Raw genomic sequence first — 20,382 nt, forward strand, 5'->3', positions numbered from 1 at the left:
AAAAGGCGCATAGCCATGTGCTGGAATGTGTCGAATCTGTCCATGCTGATTTGTGTCCCGTGGGCTACAAATAAAGTCGAAATTATATTTTTAGTAGCCCGTGGGCTACAAAATTGATTTGAGTAAATGAGGCCCGTGGGCTACAATAAATGCAGAAATCACCATTTCTGATGCCCCGGGGCTACAAATGACCACTCTCGCCGATGTCGCCACCCTGCTGCGCGAAGCGCGGCGCGACGCGGACCTCTCGCAGGAACAACTGTCCGAACGTGCAGGCGTCTCCAGAACCACGCTGGCGCGCATGGAGACGCTGGCGCGCGGCGACATGAGCGTGTCAGCGCTCGTGCGCCTGCTCGAGGCCGCCGGCTACGACCTGCGCGCAGTCAAGCATGGCCACGGCCGCACGCTCGACGACATTCTTGCTGAACAGCGCGCCAGCGGAGCGAACCCGTGAAGCTCGACGTACAGGTCAAGGGCAAGACGATTGCGCAGTTGTATCGCGAGCGCGATGAATACCTGCTCCGGTATAACACCGACGCCACACCACAGGATTTCGTGAGCCTCGCCATGCCGGTGCGCGAAGCGCCGTGGGTGTGGCCACGCGACATGCATCCGTTCTTCCGGCAAAACCTGCCCGAAGGTTATTTGCTGTCGGTGATCCGCGAAGAATTCGGCCCGTACCTGGATGGCACCGACCTCTCGCTTCTGGCCGTCATCGGCGGCGCCGGCATTGGCCGCGTCACGGTCACGCCGGAAGGCACGCCGCCCGGCACCGAACTGCAGCCACTCGACATCGGCAACCTGCTGCATGGAGACAACACGACCGAGCATTTCGCGGCGCTGGTACATACCTACGCGCGCGCTGCCATCTCCGGCGCCGTACCAAAATTCATCGCCCCGGAAGTTTTACCGGGCACCATCGATCATCCGTTGGGCAAATCCACGATTCGCACCAGCCGCCACATCATCAAGGGCTCGGACGATAAAACCCCGTATCTTGGCTTCAACGAATACTTCTCAATGCGCGTGCTCGAGCGCGCAAACGTCGCGCGCGTGGCCAAGACCACTATGTCCGACGACGGACGCGTGCTCGTGGTCGAACGTTTCGATGTCGATGAAGCCGGCCTGCCGAACGCCGGCGTGGAAGATGCATGCGGATTGCTCGGCCTGCCGCCGCACGAGAAATACACGCCCTCGACCGAGCGCGTTCTTGCTGCAACGCGGGCTTACTTGCCTCAGGCCGACACGCGAAAACAGCTTGAACAACTCGGCTGGCTGCTGTTGACCAACTATGTGGTGCGCAATGCGGATTGCCACTCGAAGAACATCGCGCTTTACTACACCACGGCTACGGATGTGGCGTACACGCCTGCCTACGATATCGTGACCACGCAGGCGTATCCCGCTTACGCGGCTAATCCGCCGGGTCTTTCTATCGATGGAAGGAAGACGTGGACCGCAGGCAAGACGCTCGAACGGTTCTTCAACACACGCCTTGGAATTGCGCCGAGAACCTACCACTTGATGGTTGAACAGCTCTGCGATTCGGCGGTATCGGTTGCGCAGGAAATGGTTGAAGCGGCCAACGATGAAAAACAATGGCGCTGGATAGCACGGCAGATGTTGCATGCGTGGAACGACGGCATGGCGTCGCTGCGTAGCGCGAAACCGGTCGCTCGGTTGAGAAGCTTGACGCCTTTGATTGAGGCTGCGGGCTTTTCGGAGGCGGACAAAGCGGATGGAGTGAAGACGATTATCGGACGTTCGGAGCTTCTGGCGCCGCGCGATTAGGGTGGTGAGAGAGCGTGGGGCTTCGTGCTGATTTCGTGTTTCTGGTGAGCGCGCTTACGCGCCTGCTCTTTGAAACTTACGCCGCCCGCCCGGCCTAAAAAGCTCAATGCACGACCTGCGCAATCGGAAGACGCGTTGTGCTCCTTAGCGAAAAATCGCTTTGCATTATTTCGAAGAGAAATCGGTATCCATCAGTGACTCTGGATAGCCCGGCTTACCGTTACACCGCCGCGCCGCATGATGAAGTCGCGCAGGCGACCTTCGACATGTTTGCACAACACCTCGTTGCGGGTTTGCTAATTTGGGGATGCGTTGCGGGCTGACCGTTAGTCGCTTTTTTGTCGTAAAGCGCGACTTATGGCACTCGGCGCAGTTCAACCCGGAACGGCCCTGCGACCACTACAGTCACTCCGACCGCCTCAGAGGTACATCGGCCCTTTCACATCGCTTTGTTGACGGTTTGCTGCTGCAGAAGTTTCTTGACTAACAGGCTCGTGAGCCGCTGAGCTAAACGCCAAAGCGCGAGAAAACTCTCGGCGTCGTCCGAGCGAGTTGCGCCGCGAGCATTTGCAGCGGTACTGGGCGCAGAATCACCGCTCCCAAGCGCCTACCCGCAGTGTGAATAGGCCCTCGGATCTAAATTTGTCATCGTGCGCGTTCGGTTCCATTGACGTATGCGACAACACACTGCGCCCGGAAAGCGCAGCGATAAACAATGTCCGAAATACGTACTTTTACGCTGCCCGACCGGACCGCAACCTGTGCGCTTGCCATCGGGTTCGTGCGCGCAGCCGTCTCAAGCGGCGTCCAGCAAGTGGAATTCGACCTCGATCGCATGGCCGCGCTCGCACCAAGTGCGGAACCGCGCGCGTCGCTCGCCACCTTCGGCGACGCTCCGCTCGACAGCATCGACATCGCGGCGCAACGCCGTCATTTCGGGGAAGAATTGCGCTTCGAACTGATCGCTGTCGATGAGCACTAGCAGTTCATCACGTTGTCGCTTTAATTTCTCGGTCATGTTTGCGACCATCTCGCGAAACGCCTTTTCGCGCTTCATCTTGTCGTAAGAGTCCCACGCCTCCAGAGCCAGACCGATGAACGAAAGCGCGCCGTTAAATCCCTTTGCCAGTTTGACCGCGCCCCAAGGTTTGAATTTCAGCATCTGTCCGATATCCAGTCCGATGACCTTCGCGACGCCGACCATTCCATCGCGCGCCGCGAGCACCGAGGTATTGTTGATCAACCCGCTCTTGACGACGTACTTCAGCCCCTGCTTGCCGCATGCGAGCACAGTCTCGTTGAAGTGATTCACTTCCGCGACGAAGCCCACCGCCATCTTGTCGACTTCCAGCCTGGCGGAGCTCAGTTGCCGGTCGAACGCGTTTTGCAGGTTGGCATTCAGCACGACACCTCCCGAGCCGATCTGCCGCTCGAAGAATTCGGGAAATGTCTCGAGCGTCAGCCCCCCTGCCTGCAATATGAGATCGGCGAAGAACCGCACGTTGAATTCGCGCAGACCGATCTGCGACTCCGTAATACGACCGCTGGCCGTGCCGAGCTGTGTCTTCAACTGGCGGCTTATCGTCGCGAGCTGCAGAACCTCCTGCGCAATCTTGTCGTCCTGTTCCAATGCAATGGGCAACTGCTCGCCGAGCACATCGCGCACAATGCTTCGCTTCGCCTCGTCAACGACCGCCGCGATGCCGCCCGCCGCCGACACTTTCTTCGATGTCGCCTCCTGCAGCAACGCAATGCGCGACAGCGCGCGGAACCGATCGAGATCCGACAGCCAGTGTTCGGTGCCCATCTCGAACGGATCGGCGGCAACGGCCACGACGGCGAGGTTCGCCGCCTCCACGTCGTTCAGCGCGATCAGGTCGCGCAGGCGGCCAGCGACGTTTTCCTTCTTGATGGCCAGGTTGCGTCCATAATCGCGCTCGTCCTCGACGTCCGCGACGGCATCGAAGCGGCTGAGAACGAACACCGTGCGCGGCAGCAGGTTCAGTTCGCGAAAGAGCCAGTTCAGATCGTCGGCATGGCTTGCCTTGATCGGATTAGCTGGGTCCATCACGTACAGCACAAGGTGCGCCTCGCTCACGAATTTGCGAGTTAGCTCCTTGTATTTCTCAATGGCATGCGTCGTATCGTTCTCCTGTTCCTTGAAGCCGAACAGTCCGGGTGTGTCGATCAGCAGGCATTCCGGTCCTGCCTGGTACACGGTCACGGCATTCGACGACTCCTCGTGACTAATCTTCATCGTCGATTTGTCGAGCCGCTCGAGCCAGGCGGCCGCGATAGCGGTCTTGCCTTCGGAGAAGCCTCCGATCAAGGCAATACGCAACGTGTTGTCCTGAAAGCTCTCGATTGCATTGTCGAGCTTTGCCTTCAGGCTCGAATCGACATCAATGCCGAACGCTTCGCCTTCCGTCAGGAACTTCTCCAGCTCCTGGAGAACGCCCAACGTTTCGGATTGCCGTTCCTTGTGGGATTGCACGGTTTCTCTCATTTCACTGCCTCTTCTTCTTGTGTGATTGAATGGCGCCGCCCGGCTGGGCGATTGTCTTCGAGAATCGGTTGAGGTTTGCGCAAACCTTGATCATTGCGGAATTGACATCCGCCGCCTGATCGACGGATCGTTTGATGTCGGCCCTGATGACGCTCATGCGCTCGTCCACGTTCGTGCGCAGTTCGTCGCAGTTTGTTTTCATCGCGTCATGCATGGACTGAACGATGCGCTCCAGATTTTCGTTTGTCGCCTTGCGCTGCTGTCCTTTTTTGAAGTCCGAATCGACCAGCCCCCAAAGCGCCTTCGCAATGCCCACGATGAGCGTGAGGCCGCCGACAGCTAGCGAAAGCCAGCCTACCGGGTTCCAGAGCATCAGCACGCCACCCACGACGGCCGCGATAAGCGGCGCGTATTGCACGCCGCTGTCGAACTGCATATCGAACTCGAAGTCACGCCCGACGCCGCGATCCCCATGCGAACTATAAACATCCTGAAGTTGGGCGACACGCTCGCGAAAGCGGTCGAGCAAACCGGCCACATCGTCCCGAAAGCGGTCGAGCTTATTTCCAATCTTTTGTCTCAGCCCGCTTCCGAGCTTGGTCTGCTCCGTGAGGACCGTTTTCTTGAGCAGCGATTTGAGATCATCGTTGTCGATGCCGGCTTCGATCTTTTCATACACGCTGGCGCGCACACGATTCTCGAATGAGGAGATGGCGTCCGTCGCGAGGTTCAGTACGGTTTGACTGAGTCCGCTGACCGCCAGATCGAGTTGCTGCTCGACATGCGTCCAGTCTTTTCTGCAGGCTTCCGCGAGTGGTCCGATCGTTTCTTTCCGCGCGGACATCAGCGCGGCCTCCGCGCCCTTCACGGCAAAATGCACCTTGTTGACGTTCGCGGCGCGCATACGTGTTTCGCAGTCCGCAATCATCGAGTTAGTCAAACGGTCGACGAACTGGCGAAAGCCGGACTTTGCCAATGCTTCCTCGACGCTGAACCTGGCGAGGAACTTGGCGCGGTTGCGCAGGAGGTCCGAGCCCGGCACGAGGCATTCGGAGGCCGCGAGAAATGCGGGCTGCGAACTCAGCGCGATACACCCGCGATACCGCGATCCCAGATGCTCACGCATCGTTGCGTCGAGTGCAACCAGACCGTCGCGTTCGCTATCGTTCAGCAACTCCGCCTTTTCAAGCGAAATCGGATTGGTGATCCGCTTGTTGTAGATCGACCATATTTCCGTGTGATCGCCAAGGTGCGCACGGACTTTTTCAAGCGTGCCCTCTCCGTCCTCGTCGCGCGTCTGGGGCGGTGCGGCCTTGCCAGTGATATAGAAGACTGCGTGCGCCGACCGCACCGCGCCGAGAATGCTGTCTATAACATCCGCTTCCTTGCCTTCAATGCCGGGCAGGTCGAGCAACTCGAAATGCTGGCCGTTTGCCTCGAATGTATAGGCTTGCGTGTCGCGCGTGAAGTCGGAACGGCCCGTGCCGACGATATGTCCATCGGCGAAAGGTTCGAGATCGGCGATTCTCAACAGGACCTCGGCCTGCCGATCTCTGCCTTCCTTAAGGACATCCTGCACGGCTTCGATGTCCGCCTGCCGGGCAGCGTGCTCGGCCGCGTGCGTCGCCGCAAGCGCGCAATGCTGGTGAGTCAACCCCGTGAGCGCGAGTTCTTCCGGCATCTTGCGCCAGAGATGCACAAGCTTCCGCCGCAGCGACGCCGAACGCGTCTTCGAGTCGATCTGTCCGCGCAGACTCTGCATCTCGTCTTCCAGCGCCTTACGCTCGACATCGCGACGGGCCGCGTCTTCGACCTCCTGCGAGCACAGCTTAGCGAGATGCGTCTCGTGGTGCAGGATCGACTCCATCAGCGCGGACCACGCGGGTTCGCTGAGGCCGTGCTCCTTCTGTAGCGCATGAAATTTGGCGTGCGCATCGCGCTTGGTCCTCTCGCCAAGAAGGATGCGCAGCGTTTCGATGGTCGTCGATTTGCCCGCATTTGTCTCGCCATAGAACGCAATCGTAAATCTGTCCCATCGCGCGTGATCACGCAACGATTCGATGCGCGTGACAAGTTCGTCGTGAATTGGCCTGATCGACTGCTCGACATACCGAAGCGCTTTCGAGACGCGTTCATCGTCGGTTTCACGGCCGAGTCGCGCGAGCAGACCCTCGATATCATTTAGTACGTCGAGATACAGCTTGTTGCTGACCTCGCGTGTCGTCGTGCGGTGTTGCATGGATGGACTGTTTGTTGTTTCTTGTTAGTTGAATTGTGCTTAGGCGGGCTTGAACGCTAGCATCGATCCTTGGTCAAGACCCATCCCATTTAAAATTGACCACCGAACTTCCAAAGACTAAGTATGGTTTGCATTGTCCTGCGTTCCGGGCGTGGATCGACAGCAATGCTAAAAGAAACGTCTCCTAAACACCTGCTTGGCTGACATGGATCATGTCTCCTCCGAAAATGACAAAAAAGAACAATTCGAAGTGGGCGCCATGCGCGGGGTGCAACATATTGCTGGCTAAGGGCGTTGGCTGTCATGAGACCAATGGGCCAGCACTTCAAGTAGTGGAAGGTCGGGTTCCTTATTACAAAGGCCGCCAACAGCGCGGAAGAACTACTCCGGCCTCTGGGTCGAGTTCCCGATGAATGATCGCCACCCGGATGCCCATGCAGACATCACGCACGCGCAACTTTGTGCTGACAGTTGCTGCCATCACAACTCTCCTTTCGGGAGAAGGGAGAGCCTGAGCTCCCAATGCGCTTGGCGATACCCGACCCGCAAGGGACAATCGCCATTTCCTGAAACGGACCGGCAAACGGAAGCAGCGGTGCTCGACGCGAGAACACTTGGCGTCCTCCGACTTTCATCTATATTAACGTCGATCTGAACGTCAGCTATGAGTTCTCCACAGTGCCACTGTGCCTCCACCAACTATTGCCTCCATCGATCGAGCCGCTTTACCGCTTGGTGAAATTGTCACGGCCGGCGCGTAGACCTTCACACACTGCCGATTCGTAGGCTGAACGTCAGCCACGTCATACTCATGTGGCTTTGTACACATTGACTTGCAGCGAGCACCACTCCTTCATAAATACAATCGAATTCATGTTCGACGCCTAAGGAGGTGCGAAAAAAACGTAAAGTATTCCTCGACGTGGCCGTTATAAAGAGCGAAGCAATTTTTCTTGACGACAACCATGAAAACTCGATTTATCTTAGCCGCCGTGTTGGTCGCAGGCTCCCTATCTGGTTGTCTGGCGACAGTCCCAAGCATCGACGCTCAACGTTCAATCAATGCACAGACCAGAGCACAAGTGGCTAAGGCTATCCAGCGTCCGAAGATCGAGGCCGACGGTACGTTAGTAAGCCCGTGGATCCGCGCTGCAATGATGTCAGCATTTTCGATGCGGGCTGAACACCTCGGACTTCGCATTGATCCAAACGGCGTGCCCGTTACCATTCATATTACAAGCGTGCGTTCGCGTTCAGATGGCGCAAGAATGGCGTTTAATTTCTTCGATGGTGCCGACTATGTTTCAGGAACCGTCGATGTCGGTGACGCAACTTTTGAGGTCGGTGAGAATACGTGGCTGTATTGGGCACCGACAGGCTTTCGAAGCATTCAAGATGTTGCTGAAGCAGTCGGTAAGCAAGTCGCGAACGGTGTTGCGATTGTCGCCGGTGAGCCAATCGAAGAGTAGCATTTCGGGGTCCAAACAAATAACTCGGGTGCCTTTCGGCGCTTCGTTTATTAGATCATTTGCGTGACTGCCATACGGCCTTATGAGACGTAACGGTCACCACTTTATTATGGTGATGAACTCGTCGGTAATACCGAACTGCCTGATGTCGCTGCGTTAGTGAACGTCGACGCACTGCAGCGCGCGTCCGTAATGCTAGTCGGACATCCCTACGTTACGTCATTTCTCCGCCAACGACCGATTAGATCGGAGCCGCCCAGATAAAGAGAAGTGATGCCCGTGCCTTCACTCACCGGCAGCCTCAACCCTTGCACGATTTGCCTTTCATATGTCGGCCAGTCTCTTCCTGAATTTTCAATTGCGAGCTTGGCTAACGGGAGTTCTTGAAATAAGTCGTCGGTTACTCGGCGGTAATCACGGTACAGCGAGATCAGTCCGTCCAGTCCCATGAAGCCATTGCGCACACAGTAGGGCGCTGCGAGCTTCCAATTAACCTGATAGTCGATCCACTCGGGGCCGCGTTCTGCACAGACCGTTCTGATTGCTTCTTCGACATCTTCCTGCCAGAAGTAAAGGACGAACGGATTCAGCGGGGCAATGACTGCTGCCAGCTTCCGTATATAGGCGAAAATCAGTGCTGATGCGGCTTCCATCAGCAACAGGTGCGTCAAATCTCCGTGGAAAAGTTGACCGTCAAATACACGGATCGTGGTGTCCGCCCGCATGTCCTCGACCAAAGCGGCCCATCTAGCTAATGCTCTATCCGCAAGGTTCTCTGGTGTTGCGTCCCGCCACGGTTCGAACCAGTGTTCGAGTTCGTCTGTCGCGCGCACCGGATGTGGGTTGGTCCTTTCGTGGATAGGCACAGCCAGCTGCCCCGCAGCTTGCAGCCGATTCGCGATGAAGCGCACAGCCGTCGACTTGCCAGACCCCATGATGCCCTCGACAATCACAAGTCGATGAACATAGGAAGGATTCAGAATACCGAGCTTCCTCGGATTTGCCATATCGCTCACGCTCGCGGTTAGTCGAAAGAGGCCGGCATTCGACCGCGCCAACCAAGATTGTCGGCGGTTCACGTATGATTGTTGAAGGGCCGTTTGGCCGATCACCGTCTCATGCAAATAGCTTTCACCTCTGAATCCTATGCGTCCGATACCGAAATCACACAATCCGACGCTAACCTCAGCAGACCGCGACATCAGCCACTAGATGCGCGTATCGCCAACAATAGATAATCTCCACAGACCGCCCTGATCCGGACCCACCATGATCTTCAAGACAGCCGAGGCGACAATGTGGGACCTTGTGCAACGTCACACAGGGCGGGTCGGATACCAACGAGGTGTCAAAGCGGAAGGTTTATCGGCCGGCGCTCCAGTCATTGACTGCTCAGGATGGGTTAGCGTGCTTCTTACGAATGCGATGCGAGCAGAGAACCTCGCCGCCGGCCGCACAGTCCTTAATGCCGATGATATGAAAGCCCTGCAAGGATGGTCCGATCGGATCATTCAGGAGATCGAGACCCGGACAGGATTCGTTCTGGAGGGGAAAGAGATCACCGCCCTCAGCCTCCCACGTTGCGCGACCATTGGGCTAAAAATGGGAGCGCCTGAATGGGCGAGTAATTATCCCCGTCCACGTGGCATCACTCACATTGTCCAGATCGTTCGTCGTCCGGAAGATGCCGCGCCATTCGTCTCCGAGTCCTTTGGCGGATCGATCCCACCTGGAATAAATCTCACATCACTCGATAAGTGGCTTGCCCTGTCAGAGCCGCATCGTTTAGCTGGAGAGATGTGGGCCGTCGATCCATTTCGGTTGGCTATGAAAAGCTAAGCGATACCCACACACGTTTCCTCGCGCCCCAAAGCCGGCTCTTCGAAATAGCCAAGAAGCAAGCACGATAGCCGCGAACGTGGAGAGTCGTACGACTCACCGGTTCTCCATCGTCCTGCTAAAGCGCGCGGTCGCGCTCAACGAGCACGTCCACCATATCTGCCATGTTCTCGGTTCCCCAGGTGCACAGCGGGACAATCTTGTCGGCGAGACTGCGGCCAAGCGGAGTCAGCGCGTAGTCCACGCGCGGTGGCACCTCCTTGTAGTCGGTCCGCGCCAGCACTCGATCAGCCTCCAGCTCCTTCAACTGCTGGATCAGCACTTTGGCGCTGACGCCGTGGACGTTGCGCTTGAGCTCGCCGTATCGCTTCGGGCCATCGCGCAGGAAGTACAGGATCAGCGGCTTCCACTTGCCCGCGATGATGCTGAGCGTGGCAGCGAGTCCGTAGGAATAACGCCCACCGCATTGTTCTGAACAGTCAGTCATTTTTCATGGTTACCAAAAGGTGCATACTTGTCCTTAGGTTATCAGAACTGCATACTTGTCTCAAGCAAGCAGTTTCCTGCTTCCGTACTACTCATAGGAAGGATGCACGACATGACCAGACTGAATGGAAAGACCGCTGTGATAACCGGCGGCGCTACCGGCATCGGCCGCGCGGCGGCAAAGCGCTTTATCGAGGAAGGTGCCTTCGTCTACATCTATGGCCGCCGGCAAGACGCACTCGACGCCGCCGTGGCCGAGCTCGGTCCCAATGCTCGCGCGGTGAAGGGCTCAGTCTCGGATGAGGCCGACCTCGACCGGCTCTACGGAGCGGTGACGGCCGAACGCGGAACTATCGATATTGTCTTCGCCAATGCCGGTGCGGGAAGCCCGCTTGCGCTCGGCAAGATCACCGCTGATCATATCGACGAAACCTTCGATACCAACGTGAAGGGTACGATCTTCACGGTCCAGAAGGCGCTGCCACTAATGGGCAAAGGCGGATCGATCATCCTGACCGGATCGAGCGCCGGCACCACGGGCGCCCCGGCAATGAGCGCCTACAGCGCAAGCAAGGCGGCAGTGCGCAACCTCGCGCGGACCTGGGCGGAGGACTTGAAGGGCACCGGCATCCGGGTGAACGTGCTGTCGCCCGGCGCGACGGCGACCGAACTCGCGAAGGCGGCGCTCGGCGAGGAAGGCCAGAAGGTTTTCGCTTCGATGACCCCACTCCAGCGCATGGCCGATCCCGCAGAGATCGGAGCCGTGGCCGCGTTTCTCGCATCGTCGGACAGCAGCTTCATGACCGCCAGCGAAGTCGCCGTCGACGGCGGCCTGGCGCAACTCTGACGCTACTTACGGCGCTCCATTCATTTTCGAAGCGCCGTAAGGCTCGGCTAGTGAAAGGAAAATAGACGAGCTACGCAATTACACCCGCACCTCGCACATTGCAGGTTCAAGCCAATATCGAACGCATCGAGAAAGGCAAGCGAAGCTCACTCCAGAGTCCTCTCCCAGCCCCATCACCCTTCATCACGTTCGATAGACGCCGCAACCGCACGCACGGCAAGCAGGTATCCATCGACACCCAGCCCGCATATCACGCCCCGCGCCGCCAGCGAGATCAGCGAGTGCCGATACTGTTCGTCCCGCTGATGAATGTTGGTGATATGCACCTCGATCACCGGCTGGCGAATAAGCTTGACTGCATCCAGCACAGGTATCGACGCGAACGAAAATCCCGCCGGATTGATGACGACGGCCGCGTCCTTTTCAAACGCTTCCTGCAACCAGTCGACCATCACCCCTTCATGGTTCGTCTGGCGAAAAACGCATTCCAGATCGAGCTCGGCGGCGAGCGCTTCAGTACGCTCCTTCACTTGAGCCAAAGTGGTCGTGCCGTACAAATGCGGTTCACGCTTGCCGAGCATGTTCAGGTTCGAACCGTTCAAGACATAAACAAGTGGTTTCATCTGCAATGCCTGCGTTCAGTGAGAATGGGATTGAGTGGGCACGTGTCCTGATGGGCCGATTACTTCATCGGTGGAATCGACCCGATTCATGTCGATACCCAGAGTCTCAGGCGCGGTAAGAATCGCGACGAGAGAAATGACGTTGAACGTGACGCACACCGCGACGACGCCCCACGGCGAGCCATTGCACAAGGCAAAAAGCCAGACGGCGACTACAGGCATGGGACCGCCCGCGATCAGATTGGCGCCGGTATAAGCCAGCGCCGAGCCCGAGTAGCGCACGTTGGTCGGGAATGCTTCGGCGAATGCGACGGGCTGGATACCGCTCTGGAATTGCGTGAAGCCGAGAAAGAAACCCATTGCTGCGAGCATGGGCACGAAGCTCTTCGTATCGAGGATCTGGAAGTACACGAACAGCATCAGCAAGGTCGCGATCGAACCAATCGCAAGCGCCTTTTTGCGGCCAATCCGGTCGCTCAGCATGCCGCCGGCCAGCGCGCCGACGATCGCGCACACGTTCGCGCCCATCAACAGCAGGAAGCCTGTTTGCTTCGGCACGCCGAGAGTCTTCGTGACGTAGCTCAACGAGAACACCACGATCAGATAAAAGATCGCCGCAGGGCCGCAGAAGAACAACATCCATCGCAGCACGGTGCGCCAGTGCAGACGCAATGCGTCGCGCAGCGGACTGCCCACACGCACGACTTCGGTTTTACGAAGCGCGACGAATGCGGGCGTCTCGCTGACACGCAGCCGGATGTAGATACCGACGATCACGAGCACGAAGCTCATGATGAACGGAATGCGCCATCCGTATGCATCGAACGCTTGCGCCGACATCGCCGATGAAAGCGCGAGCAAGACACCGTTCGCCATGATCTGGCTGAGCGGCGAACACAAGCCGAGAAGGCCGGAGTATTTGCCACGACGATCGGGACTCGCGTGCTCGATTGCCATCAGTTGCGCACCCGTCGATTCGCCGCCCAGCGCGAAGCCTTGCAGGATACGAAGTAGTACTAGCAATGTCGGCGCCCAAACGCCGATGCTCGCGTAGGTTGGAAGGAAGCCCATCAACATGGAGCAGACGCCCATGATGGTGACGGTGCCGAGCATCAGGTTTCGCCGTCCCAGCTTGTCGCCGAGGTAGCCGCAAATGATGGCGCCCAGCGGTCTCGCCGCGAGTCCGACGCCGAACGTGGCGAGCGAAGCGAGCAACGCGGAGGTGGGATCCATCGAAGGAAAAAAGAGCTTGGGCAGCACGGTGGCGGCCAACGCGCCATACAGCGTGAAGTCAAACCATTCGAGTGCGGTTCCAATGGCGGCGGCGGTCACTGCGCGGGTGCGCATCGCCTGCTGCGCGGGTAGGTGCGATTGCTGGTCCATGTCGTCTCCGGTTCCAAACCTGTGTCGGCTTCACGTCGCGGCTGACGTTGAACATATCGGCCTGCGCGTGGTGCGTCTTTTGTCATGCGTATTTGTCATGCGTCTCGTGCATTGACGGCGATCGACGCGTGCGGCGAGACAGCATGTGAGGCAGATTAACAGCGCTGCCGGGACGGTGTTCCAGGGTGGAATCTCGTTCCATATCGTGCAATCATGGTGCTTCATCGAGGCGAGGAGCGTTCATGCCGGGCGTGACCGAAAGAACTTTGGCGGTGCTGGAATTTCTGGCCACACAAATGGAAGGTACGCCGCTCGCGCTGATATCGGACCAGCTCGAGATTCCTCGCAGCGCGTGCCACCGGCTGCTTGTCGATCTCAAGCAATGCGGCTACGTGCGTCAACTACGCGAGCACGGCGACTATGTGCTGACCACGAAACTCGCGGGGCTGGGGCTCAGTTACCTGGCGACTTCCGGCATCATCGATATTGCGCAGACCATGCTCGACCGTCTGGCGGAGACCTCCGGCGAGCTCGTGCGGCTCGCAATAGTCGACGGTGACAGGCTGACGTGGGTTGCCAAGGCGCAAGGCGCGCCAAAAGGGCTTCGATACGACCCGGACATGGGCATGGATACCGTCCTGTCGTGCAGCGCGACCGGACACGCCTGGATGATGACGATGACCGACGAACGCGCGCTCGAACTGGTGACGCGCCAGGGTTTTGGGCAGCCGAAGCAATACGGACCGAAGGCGCCCACGACGGTGAAGGCGCTGCTGGGATTTATCGATGCCGCCCGCGACCGGGGTTACGCGACCATCAACGAAGTTTTCGCACCGGGAATGACGGCGATGGCGGCGCCGGTCCAACGACGAAATCACCCTGCCATAGGCATCATCAGCATTGCGGGACCCGCCGTCAGATTGACGGAGAAGCGCATGGCCGCGCTCGGTCCTGCGCTTGTGGCGGCGGCCAACGAACTCGCAGCCGCGAGCCTGGCGTCTCCGCTTTTTGGCCGGATGCGTTAGGGTCTGGCGCGTGACTGAAGCACATGCGCACGTTTCCATTCGACCTGAAACCAAGCGATTTCCGACGTCCGACAAACCGCGCCCCGTTGTTCAATCCGGGCTATGAATAAACATCCCTAATCACCGGCGCGCGCGAGCGTTTTTTCATCGGGCCTGGCATTTGCATTAACATTCGTACACTAACGTATTAAATGCAACTGTCCCGACCAGTCGTACTGGTCAGATATTTCGTTATGAGAGAGGAAGGCTATCGTGGCAAATGAGAAAATGCTGGCGCAAGTTCGTGAAAAGCAGGGATTTTTTGCCGCCCTGGACCAGAGCGGCGGATCGACACCCGGCGCCCTGAAGCTGTACGGCATTCCGGAGACTGCCTACAGCAACGACTCCGAGATGTTCAAACTGATCCACGAAATGCGGGTGCGCATCATCACGGCGCCTGCCTTTACGGGGGAAAAGGTTATCGGGGCCATCCTGTTCGAAGCCACCATGGACGGGCAGGCACAAGGGAAACAGGTTCCGGCTTTCCTGTGGGAAGAACGCGGGGTCGTGCCTTTCCTGAAGGTCGATAAAGGCCTGGAAACCGAGGCCGACGGTGTTCAACTGATGAAGCCGATCCCCGGTTTGGACACGCTGCTCGAACGTGCCACGAAGCTGGGTATTTTCGGCACGAAGATGCGGTCTGTCATCAACCTGAATTCAGCAACGGGTATTGCGGCAATCGTCAAGCAGCAGTTCGAATTGGGCGCGCAGATCAATTCGCACGGCCTCATGCCAATCCTGGAGCCTGAGGTTTCAATCAAGAGCCCTGACAAGTCGGGCGCGGAAGCCACCCTGCTCGCGGAATTGACCAAGGGTCTCGATGCACTGCCGGAAAGCCAAAGCGTCATGCTCAAGCTGACCATTCCCGACGTGGCCGATTTGTATCGTCCGCTGACCGAGCACCCGCGCGTTGCACGCGTCGTCGCACTTTCCGGCGGCTATTCGCGAACCGACGCATGCGAACGGCTTTCCTTGAATCACGGCATGATCGCCAGCTTTTCGAGGGCTTTGATCAACGAGCTCAAGGCGCCGATGAGCGACAGTGAATTCGACGAGACGCTTGCGAAGGCCATCGACGAGATTTATCAGGCCTCTGTGAAAAAGGCCTGAAGCAGCTTTCAGAACGGCGGCTTAGGGTGAGTCAAATGGCCGCGAGTCGCCGTTCAAGGTGTTACGCATAAGTCGCGAGAAACATATCGGCAGCAGATTCTGCCACTTGCCGTTGCTCAGCCACGCTGAGCGGCGGCTGTCCCATGGTCACCTGAGGCCAGAACGCAAACGCTTTCACCAAGCCCTGCAACTGTTGCGAAGCGAACGCCGGATCGGTCGTCTTCAAACGGCCATCGGCAGCAGCAGCCCGTATCCAGCACGTCAAGTCTTCCTCACGCTCACCCATGCGCGCCACCATATCGCGTGCGCGCTCTGGCGAATGAATGCCCGCCGCGATCGCCACCCGGGCAAGAGACAGAAACGCTTCATCGTTCAAAAGGCTCAGCTTCTTTAATAGAAGCTGGAGCAGTTGCCCGCGCAAAGGTTGAACGGACGAATACGCAGGCGCTTCCTCTGCATCGCTCGATTCCCATAATTGCCGCAGGATCGCCGCGAACAGCGCTTCCTTGCTCGGAAAATGGTTGTAGACCGTCCGTTTCGAGACGCCCGCGCGCGCCGCGACGCGATCCATGCTGGTCGCGTCGAAACCCGCCGCAAGGAACTCCTGGATGGCAGCGGCAATGACCGCGGCACGTTTGCGGTCGGTCAGGCGTAAAGACGTAGTGCTGGTGTTCATAGCCAAATTTTACACCACACAGTTTACTTTTCTCCGAAATAAACTACTTTAGGCGGTCTACTTCTTAAATCGAGGCGTCACAAATGGCATCGATCATCGGTTCAATTCGGCGCACCCTTGGCCTCACAGCGGCACAACGCGGGCGTGATCTGTTCGACGCTTCTGCCCAGCATGACGGCACGCGCTTTCGCAACGTCAAGCCGCGTCCCGCCGAAGGTCTGCGCAAGACGCTCGGCATCGTATGGAACATCCTGTTCAATAAGCCGGATGGAACCACGCCAGGCCGCGCCCTTCCCGTTGACGCGCTGTCACGCGAGCAGCTCTACGCGGCGCCGGACCGGAGCTTGTATCGCCTTGGCCATTCGACCATGCTGCTCAAGCTGCGCGGCCAGTTCTGGCTGACCGATCCCGTCTTCGCCGAACGTGCATCTCCGTTCAAGCGCTTTGGCCCAAAACGCTTTCACGCCCCGCCCATTGCGCTCGAAGACCTGCCTGCGCTTCGCGGCGTGATTCTCTCGCACGACCACTACGACCATCTGGACCGCGAAACGGTGCTCGCGCTCGCGGCGAAAACCGGCGTGTTTCTAACGCCGTTGGGCGTGGGCGATCGCCTGATCGAATGGGGTATCGATGCGTCCAAGATTCAGCAATTCGACTGGTGGCAAAACGCCGAAATCGACGGCCTGACGTTCACGGCCACGCCGGGGCAGCATTTCTCCGGCCGCAGTCTGTTCGATGGCAACAGCACCTTGTGGGCGTCGTGGGTAATCGTCGATGACAATCTGCGTCTGTTCTTCAGCGGCGACACGGGCTACTTCGACGGCTTCAAGACCATTGGCGAACGGCTCGGTCCATTCGACGTGACGATGCTCGAAACAGGCGCTTATGACGCGCAATGGCCGTACGTCCACATGCAGCCCGAAGAAACCATACAAGCGCATGTGGATCTGCGTGGACGATGGCTCGTGCCGGTTCACAACGGCACGTTCGATCTGGCGATGCATCGCTGGCAAGAACCCTACGAACGTGCCGCCGCGCTGGCTGCCACGCGCGGCATTCCGCTCGCGACGCCCCGCATGGGAGAGCGGCTGGATCTCTCGGAGCCGCACGCCGGTGAGCGGTGGTGGCGTGACACTGCGGAAGCCGCGCACGTGTCCGCGACCCCGCGCCGCTGGTACGCCTGCGGACGCACGCGGCAAACGACTCCGTAATGCTGCGGCCGCATCAAGGGTCCATCTCGAGCAAGCGCATGCGACGTTCGAGATCGCCCATATCGGCGGCCGAAGCGAGATAAGCATCGCGACGGCCGTGCTCGGCGCGTTCGAGCACCTTGGTCAAAAGCAGAAACAAATAGACGAACATGATGTCCTCCGATCGGCGTACACGGCATGCACGAGTGTCATGCGCACCCTCCGCATGCAAATCTGAATGCTTCAGGCAAGCACGCCGAACGCCGACAGCGTGAACCGGAACGCAAAAAAGCATATCGACGAGCACAACGGCAGCGCCATCAACACCGGGCCGTAACGTAGCCCTGTCAGGCAGACCAGAGACCACATACGCAAGCCGGCGTCCAAAAAGGCGCTGACTGTCCATTTGAAGCGCGTCATTTTCGCTCCACCACTACTTCGAGATATTCGCTGGGCAGCACGAGCGTCGCGTCGCCGGAGCGATTGCGGTTATCTATCAGCGTCATCAGATCGCCGAGAAACGCGGCTTGCTTCTCGCCTTCGAGCGCGGCGATGGCCTTGTTCATCGGGCCATAATAGGTGCGGAAAATTTCGACGAAATGCGCCGGCGACCGATAGCGGAACGTGAAGTCGCGGCTCTTCGCTGCCATGCTGCGAGCGTTGTCGCCGAAGAGTTCATTGAGCCTCGCCTGAGTGCCCCAGAGCGCCGGCGATCTCACACCCGCGAGCGGAGGAATGTACTTGCCGATCGTCTTGAAGACCTGGCCGATAAAACTGTCCGGCGTCCAGTTCGCCAGGCCGATCCGGCCGCCCGGTTTGCATACGCGCATGAGTTCGCTCGCCGCCTGCGCCTGGTTTGGCGTAAACATCACGCCGAACGTCGACATGACGATGTCGAACGACGCGTCCGCGTAGGGCAGCGCTTCGGCATCCGCTTCCTCGAATTGCACGGCGAGCCCTTCGGCCATGGCACGTGCGCGTCCGGCTTCGAGCAACGAGCCCACGTAATCGGTCGATGTCACGTCGCACCAGCGGCGCGCAGCGGCGAGCGTCGCGTTGCCGTTGCCCGCGGCGACGTCGAGTACGCGGCTGCCGGCGCGTAGATCGAGCGCCTCGCAAAGATTTTCGCCGACGATTTGCAACGTGGTGCCGACGACAGCATAGTTGCCCGTCGACCAGGCTGATTGTTGGCGTGCCTTGACGGCGGCAAGGTCGGTGACAGATGAGAAAGCGATATCCGATGCGGACATGAGATTGCTCCTTGAACCTTAAGTGACGGCAATCCGACGATGCAGATCCATGCCGCCTGTTTTAAATTAGCCGCGAATTCTCCTGCGTCGAGCGGCCCGCGCGGCGACCGGGCATCTCGACCAAAACGGCGGGAATTATTCCGGCACGCGCAATCCTGAGCCGCCCATGTCCTTCGGCAAATCTCTCAGTTTGGGCAGGCCGTCCCTCATCGCCAACCTCGTTTCTGCGTAGTGAACATGCATGCTGGCTTCATGCGCAAAGTCGGCAATCACGGACGCGTAGACGTCGGTGAGCCCGAATCCAGGATGCTCGGTAAAGAGATGACCGCCGCACGTCGTGCACCACTTGCGATAGCTTTGGTCAGTCTTGTTATACGTGCCGATATGATCCGCGCCCTGCGTCACCCTCACTGCTTCTGGCTTCCAGAGCGTGAACGCGTTCACAGGTCCCGCCGACCAGCTTCGGCACGATTCGCAATGGCAATAACCCATTCCTTCAGGCTTGCCGCTTAGAGTGAATTGCACTGCACCGCAAAAACACCGGGCTTGGTAAGTATCTATGTGAGTCATTGCTGTATCCCTCGATGATCAGGGTTGGCGATTCGCCCAACTGCGCTTAACCTTTTGTCGAAGTGGTTACGCGTGAGTGCAAGTATTGGCGCGAGACCTGTTTCTTTGAATGACCGGACGTCCAGATGTTTTGCGCAGGACGCCGAAACTTACGGACTTGCCATGGATGCTCTTTCCGACGTACTTCGCCTCTTGCGTCTTAGCGGCGCGGTGTATTTAAACGGTGAATTCACCGCGCCCTGGTGCGTGGTCGGGCATGTTTCCAGGGCGCTGTGTGCCACGTTCCTGCCGCGCGCCGAACGCGTCGTGTCGTATCACCTGATTGTCGAAGGAAGCTGCTGGGCGGCTTTGACCGACGATCCCGCGTCGGCCATTCGCGTCGATGCCGGAGAACTGCTTGTCGTGCCACAAGGCGAAGCGCATTTGATGGGCAGCTCGCTCGAAATCGCGCCTGTTCCCGCCGAAGAAATGGTGTCGAGATATTTGAGTACATCGCCTGGAGAGGTGATGCGTTTGAGTTATGGTGCCGGGGGCGCTGAGGACGTCGAGAGCGCGAAAGCGGATGGCCGACGCACGCGCATCATCTGCGGGTTTCTCGCTTGCGACGACATGCTTGCAGATCCAGTGCTGTCGTCGCTGCCGCGTATCTTCAAAATCGATATGCGTCACGATCCGCAATCGGCGTGGCTGGAGTCGTCGCTAAAGTTCGCCGCTGCAGAAGCCGCGGAGTGGCGCCCTGGAAGCGCAACCGTGCTCGCGCGGCTCTCCGAATTGCTCTTTGTGGAAGCGGTGCGCCGCTGTATTGAAGCCTTGCCCGCCGATCGCCGCGGCTGGCTTGCGGGCGTTGGCGACCGGTTTGTTGGAAAAGCGCTCGCATTGCTGCACGCGCAGTCCGCGCATGGCTGGACCGTGGATGAACTTGCACGCCGCGTCGGCCTCTCGCGCTCCGCATTTGCGCAGCGTTTCACGCAGTTGCTCGGTCAGGCGCCGATGCAGTATCTCGCGTGCTGGCGTCTTCAGGTTGCGGCGCAGGACCTGCTTTCGGGATCGCACTCGATTGCCGCGGTTGCCGAGCGCGTAGGTTACGAATCGGAGGCGGCATTCAATCGCGCGTTCAAACGTCAATTCGGGCTGCCACCTGCTGCCTGGCGACGGAATCGGGGAAAGCTGTCTAGCGGCGAGTCCTTATCCGAAGAGGTTGAAGTGCGGGCTGGTTCGGATGGAGAACGGGAGTATGTTGCGCACGTGGGCTGAGTCGGGATTACCGCGTGGGGAGCAGAACGCGTATTTCGGCGGTATCGAAAGTAATCGGTTCTTTGGTCCATGCGTGCAAAGCAGC

General features: G+C 58.6%; 20 protein-coding genes. 9 read left to right on the forward strand and 11 right to left on the reverse strand.

The window, feature by feature from the left end:
- The first annotated feature begins 187 nt into the window (after positions 1–187).
- Positions 188–454 (forward strand): helix-turn-helix domain-containing protein, encoded by a 267-nt coding sequence (locus tag ASG35_RS11750; RefSeq protein ID WP_056356752.1) that lies wholly within the window; start codon positions 188–190, stop codon positions 452–454.
- A complete protein-coding gene (locus ASG35_RS11755) occupies positions 451–1,791 on the forward strand; it encodes a type II toxin-antitoxin system HipA family toxin (RefSeq protein WP_056356753.1) in 1,341 nt (446 codons plus the stop codon). Before ASG35_RS11750 ends, ASG35_RS11755 begins: the two co-directional genes overlap by 4 nt.
- Before the next feature lie 796 nt (positions 1,792–2,587).
- Here the strand turns inward: ASG35_RS11755 and ASG35_RS11760 are convergent.
- Positions 2,588–4,297: a LeoA/HP0731 family dynamin-like GTPase gene (locus ASG35_RS11760; protein ID WP_056356756.1), complete on the reverse strand. Its 1,710-nt coding sequence runs from the start codon at positions 4,295–4,297 to the stop codon at positions 2,588–2,590.
- A gap of 1 nt (position 4,298) precedes the next feature.
- A complete protein-coding gene (locus tag ASG35_RS11765; RefSeq protein WP_056356758.1) occupies positions 4,299–6,536 on the reverse strand; it encodes a hypothetical protein in 2,238 nt (745 codons plus the stop codon).
- Between the two features lie 953 nt (positions 6,537–7,489).
- Here ASG35_RS11765 and ASG35_RS11770 point away from each other — a divergent pair.
- Positions 7,490–8,005: a hypothetical protein gene (locus tag ASG35_RS11770; RefSeq protein ID WP_235527518.1), complete on the forward strand. Its 516-nt coding sequence runs from the start codon at positions 7,490–7,492 to the stop codon at positions 8,003–8,005.
- A gap of 209 nt (positions 8,006–8,214) precedes the next feature.
- Here the strand turns inward: ASG35_RS11770 and ASG35_RS11775 are convergent, their stop codons facing one another.
- Positions 8,215–9,012, reverse strand: coding sequence for a hypothetical protein (locus ASG35_RS11775; RefSeq protein ID WP_235527537.1), 798 nt, complete (start codon positions 9,010–9,012; stop codon positions 8,215–8,217).
- Between the two features lie 262 nt (positions 9,013–9,274).
- On the opposite strand from ASG35_RS11775, the gene ASG35_RS11780 reads away from it, so the two are divergent.
- A complete protein-coding gene (locus ASG35_RS11780; RefSeq protein WP_056356762.1) occupies positions 9,275–9,844 on the forward strand; it encodes a hypothetical protein in 570 nt (189 codons plus the stop codon).
- 118 nt (positions 9,845–9,962) lie between these two features.
- Here ASG35_RS11780 and ASG35_RS11785 read toward each other — a convergent pair whose 3' ends face one another.
- Positions 9,963–10,331, reverse strand: coding sequence for a winged helix-turn-helix transcriptional regulator (locus ASG35_RS11785; RefSeq protein WP_056356764.1), 369 nt, complete (start codon positions 10,329–10,331; stop codon positions 9,963–9,965).
- Positions 10,332–10,442: 111 nt separating this feature from the next.
- Between ASG35_RS11785 and ASG35_RS11790 the strand changes: the two genes are divergently transcribed.
- Positions 10,443–11,177 (forward strand): SDR family NAD(P)-dependent oxidoreductase, encoded by a 735-nt coding sequence (locus ASG35_RS11790; protein ID WP_056357450.1) that lies wholly within the window; start codon positions 10,443–10,445, stop codon positions 11,175–11,177.
- Between the two features lie 173 nt (positions 11,178–11,350).
- On the opposite strand, the gene ASG35_RS11795 is transcribed toward ASG35_RS11790, so the two are convergent.
- Both ASG35_RS11795 and ASG35_RS11800 read right to left on the reverse strand, forming a co-directional pair.
- Positions 11,351–11,800 carry a type II 3-dehydroquinate dehydratase gene (locus ASG35_RS11795; protein WP_056356766.1) on the reverse strand — a complete coding sequence of 150 codons (450 nt, stop codon included), beginning with the start codon at positions 11,798–11,800 and terminating at the stop codon, positions 11,351–11,353.
- Positions 11,801–11,815: 15 nt separating this feature from the next.
- Positions 11,816–13,183 carry an MFS transporter gene (locus tag ASG35_RS11800; protein WP_056356767.1) on the reverse strand — a complete coding sequence of 456 codons (1,368 nt, stop codon included), beginning with the start codon at positions 13,181–13,183 and terminating at the stop codon, positions 11,816–11,818.
- A 242-nt stretch (positions 13,184–13,425) separates the two neighbouring features.
- Here ASG35_RS11800 and ASG35_RS11805 point away from each other — a divergent pair, with 242 nt between their 5' ends.
- Together ASG35_RS11805 and ASG35_RS11810 are read left to right on the forward strand one after the other, a co-directional pair.
- Positions 13,426–14,208, forward strand: a complete 783-nt coding sequence (locus tag ASG35_RS11805) for an IclR family transcriptional regulator (RefSeq protein ID WP_056356769.1) — start codon at positions 13,426–13,428, stop codon at positions 14,206–14,208.
- Positions 14,209–14,460: 252 nt separating this feature from the next.
- Positions 14,461–15,357, forward strand: a complete 897-nt coding sequence (locus ASG35_RS11810; protein WP_056356771.1) for a fructose bisphosphate aldolase — start codon at positions 14,461–14,463, stop codon at positions 15,355–15,357.
- Positions 15,358–15,418: 61 nt separating this feature from the next.
- Here ASG35_RS11810 and ASG35_RS11815 read toward each other — a convergent pair whose 3' ends face one another.
- Entirely contained in the window at positions 15,419–16,033 is a 615-nt protein-coding gene (locus ASG35_RS11815) for a TetR/AcrR family transcriptional regulator (RefSeq protein WP_056356773.1), read from the reverse strand.
- An 83-nt stretch (positions 16,034–16,116) separates the two neighbouring features.
- Here ASG35_RS11815 and ASG35_RS11820 point away from each other — a divergent pair, with 83 nt between their 5' ends.
- The gene (locus tag ASG35_RS11820; RefSeq protein WP_056356775.1) at positions 16,117–17,244 is read left to right on the forward strand and encodes an MBL fold metallo-hydrolase; all 1,128 of its coding nucleotides are present in this window, start codon (positions 16,117–16,119) and stop codon (positions 17,242–17,244) included.
- Positions 17,245–17,257: 13 nt separating this feature from the next.
- On the opposite strand, the gene ASG35_RS30730 is transcribed toward ASG35_RS11820, so the two are convergent.
- The 4 genes from ASG35_RS30730 to ASG35_RS11830 form a co-directional block, all read right to left on the reverse strand.
- Positions 17,258–17,395 carry a DUF3563 family protein gene (locus ASG35_RS30730; RefSeq protein ID WP_082508330.1) on the reverse strand — a complete coding sequence of 46 codons (138 nt, stop codon included), beginning with the start codon at positions 17,393–17,395 and terminating at the stop codon, positions 17,258–17,260.
- Between the two features lie 71 nt (positions 17,396–17,466).
- On the reverse strand, positions 17,467–17,643 hold the full coding sequence (locus ASG35_RS31325) for a hypothetical protein (RefSeq protein ID WP_156393122.1): 177 nt from the start codon (positions 17,641–17,643) through the stop codon (positions 17,467–17,469).
- Positions 17,640–18,473, reverse strand: coding sequence for a class I SAM-dependent methyltransferase (locus tag ASG35_RS11825; RefSeq protein WP_056356778.1), 834 nt, complete (start codon positions 18,471–18,473; stop codon positions 17,640–17,642). Before ASG35_RS11825 ends, ASG35_RS31325 begins: the two co-directional genes overlap by 4 nt.
- Positions 18,474–18,608: 135 nt before the next feature.
- Positions 18,609–19,043, reverse strand: coding sequence for a GFA family protein (locus ASG35_RS11830; protein ID WP_056356780.1), 435 nt, complete (start codon positions 19,041–19,043; stop codon positions 18,609–18,611).
- Between the two features lie 162 nt (positions 19,044–19,205).
- Here ASG35_RS11830 and ASG35_RS11835 point away from each other — a divergent pair, with 162 nt between their 5' ends.
- Positions 19,206–20,297 (forward strand): AraC family transcriptional regulator, encoded by a 1,092-nt coding sequence (locus tag ASG35_RS11835; protein WP_056356782.1) that lies wholly within the window; start codon positions 19,206–19,208, stop codon positions 20,295–20,297.
- The last annotated feature ends 85 nt before the right edge of the window (positions 20,298–20,382 follow it).

The organism is Burkholderia sp. Leaf177 (assembly GCF_001424345.1).
GTDB lineage: Bacteria > Pseudomonadota > Gammaproteobacteria > Burkholderiales > Burkholderiaceae > Caballeronia.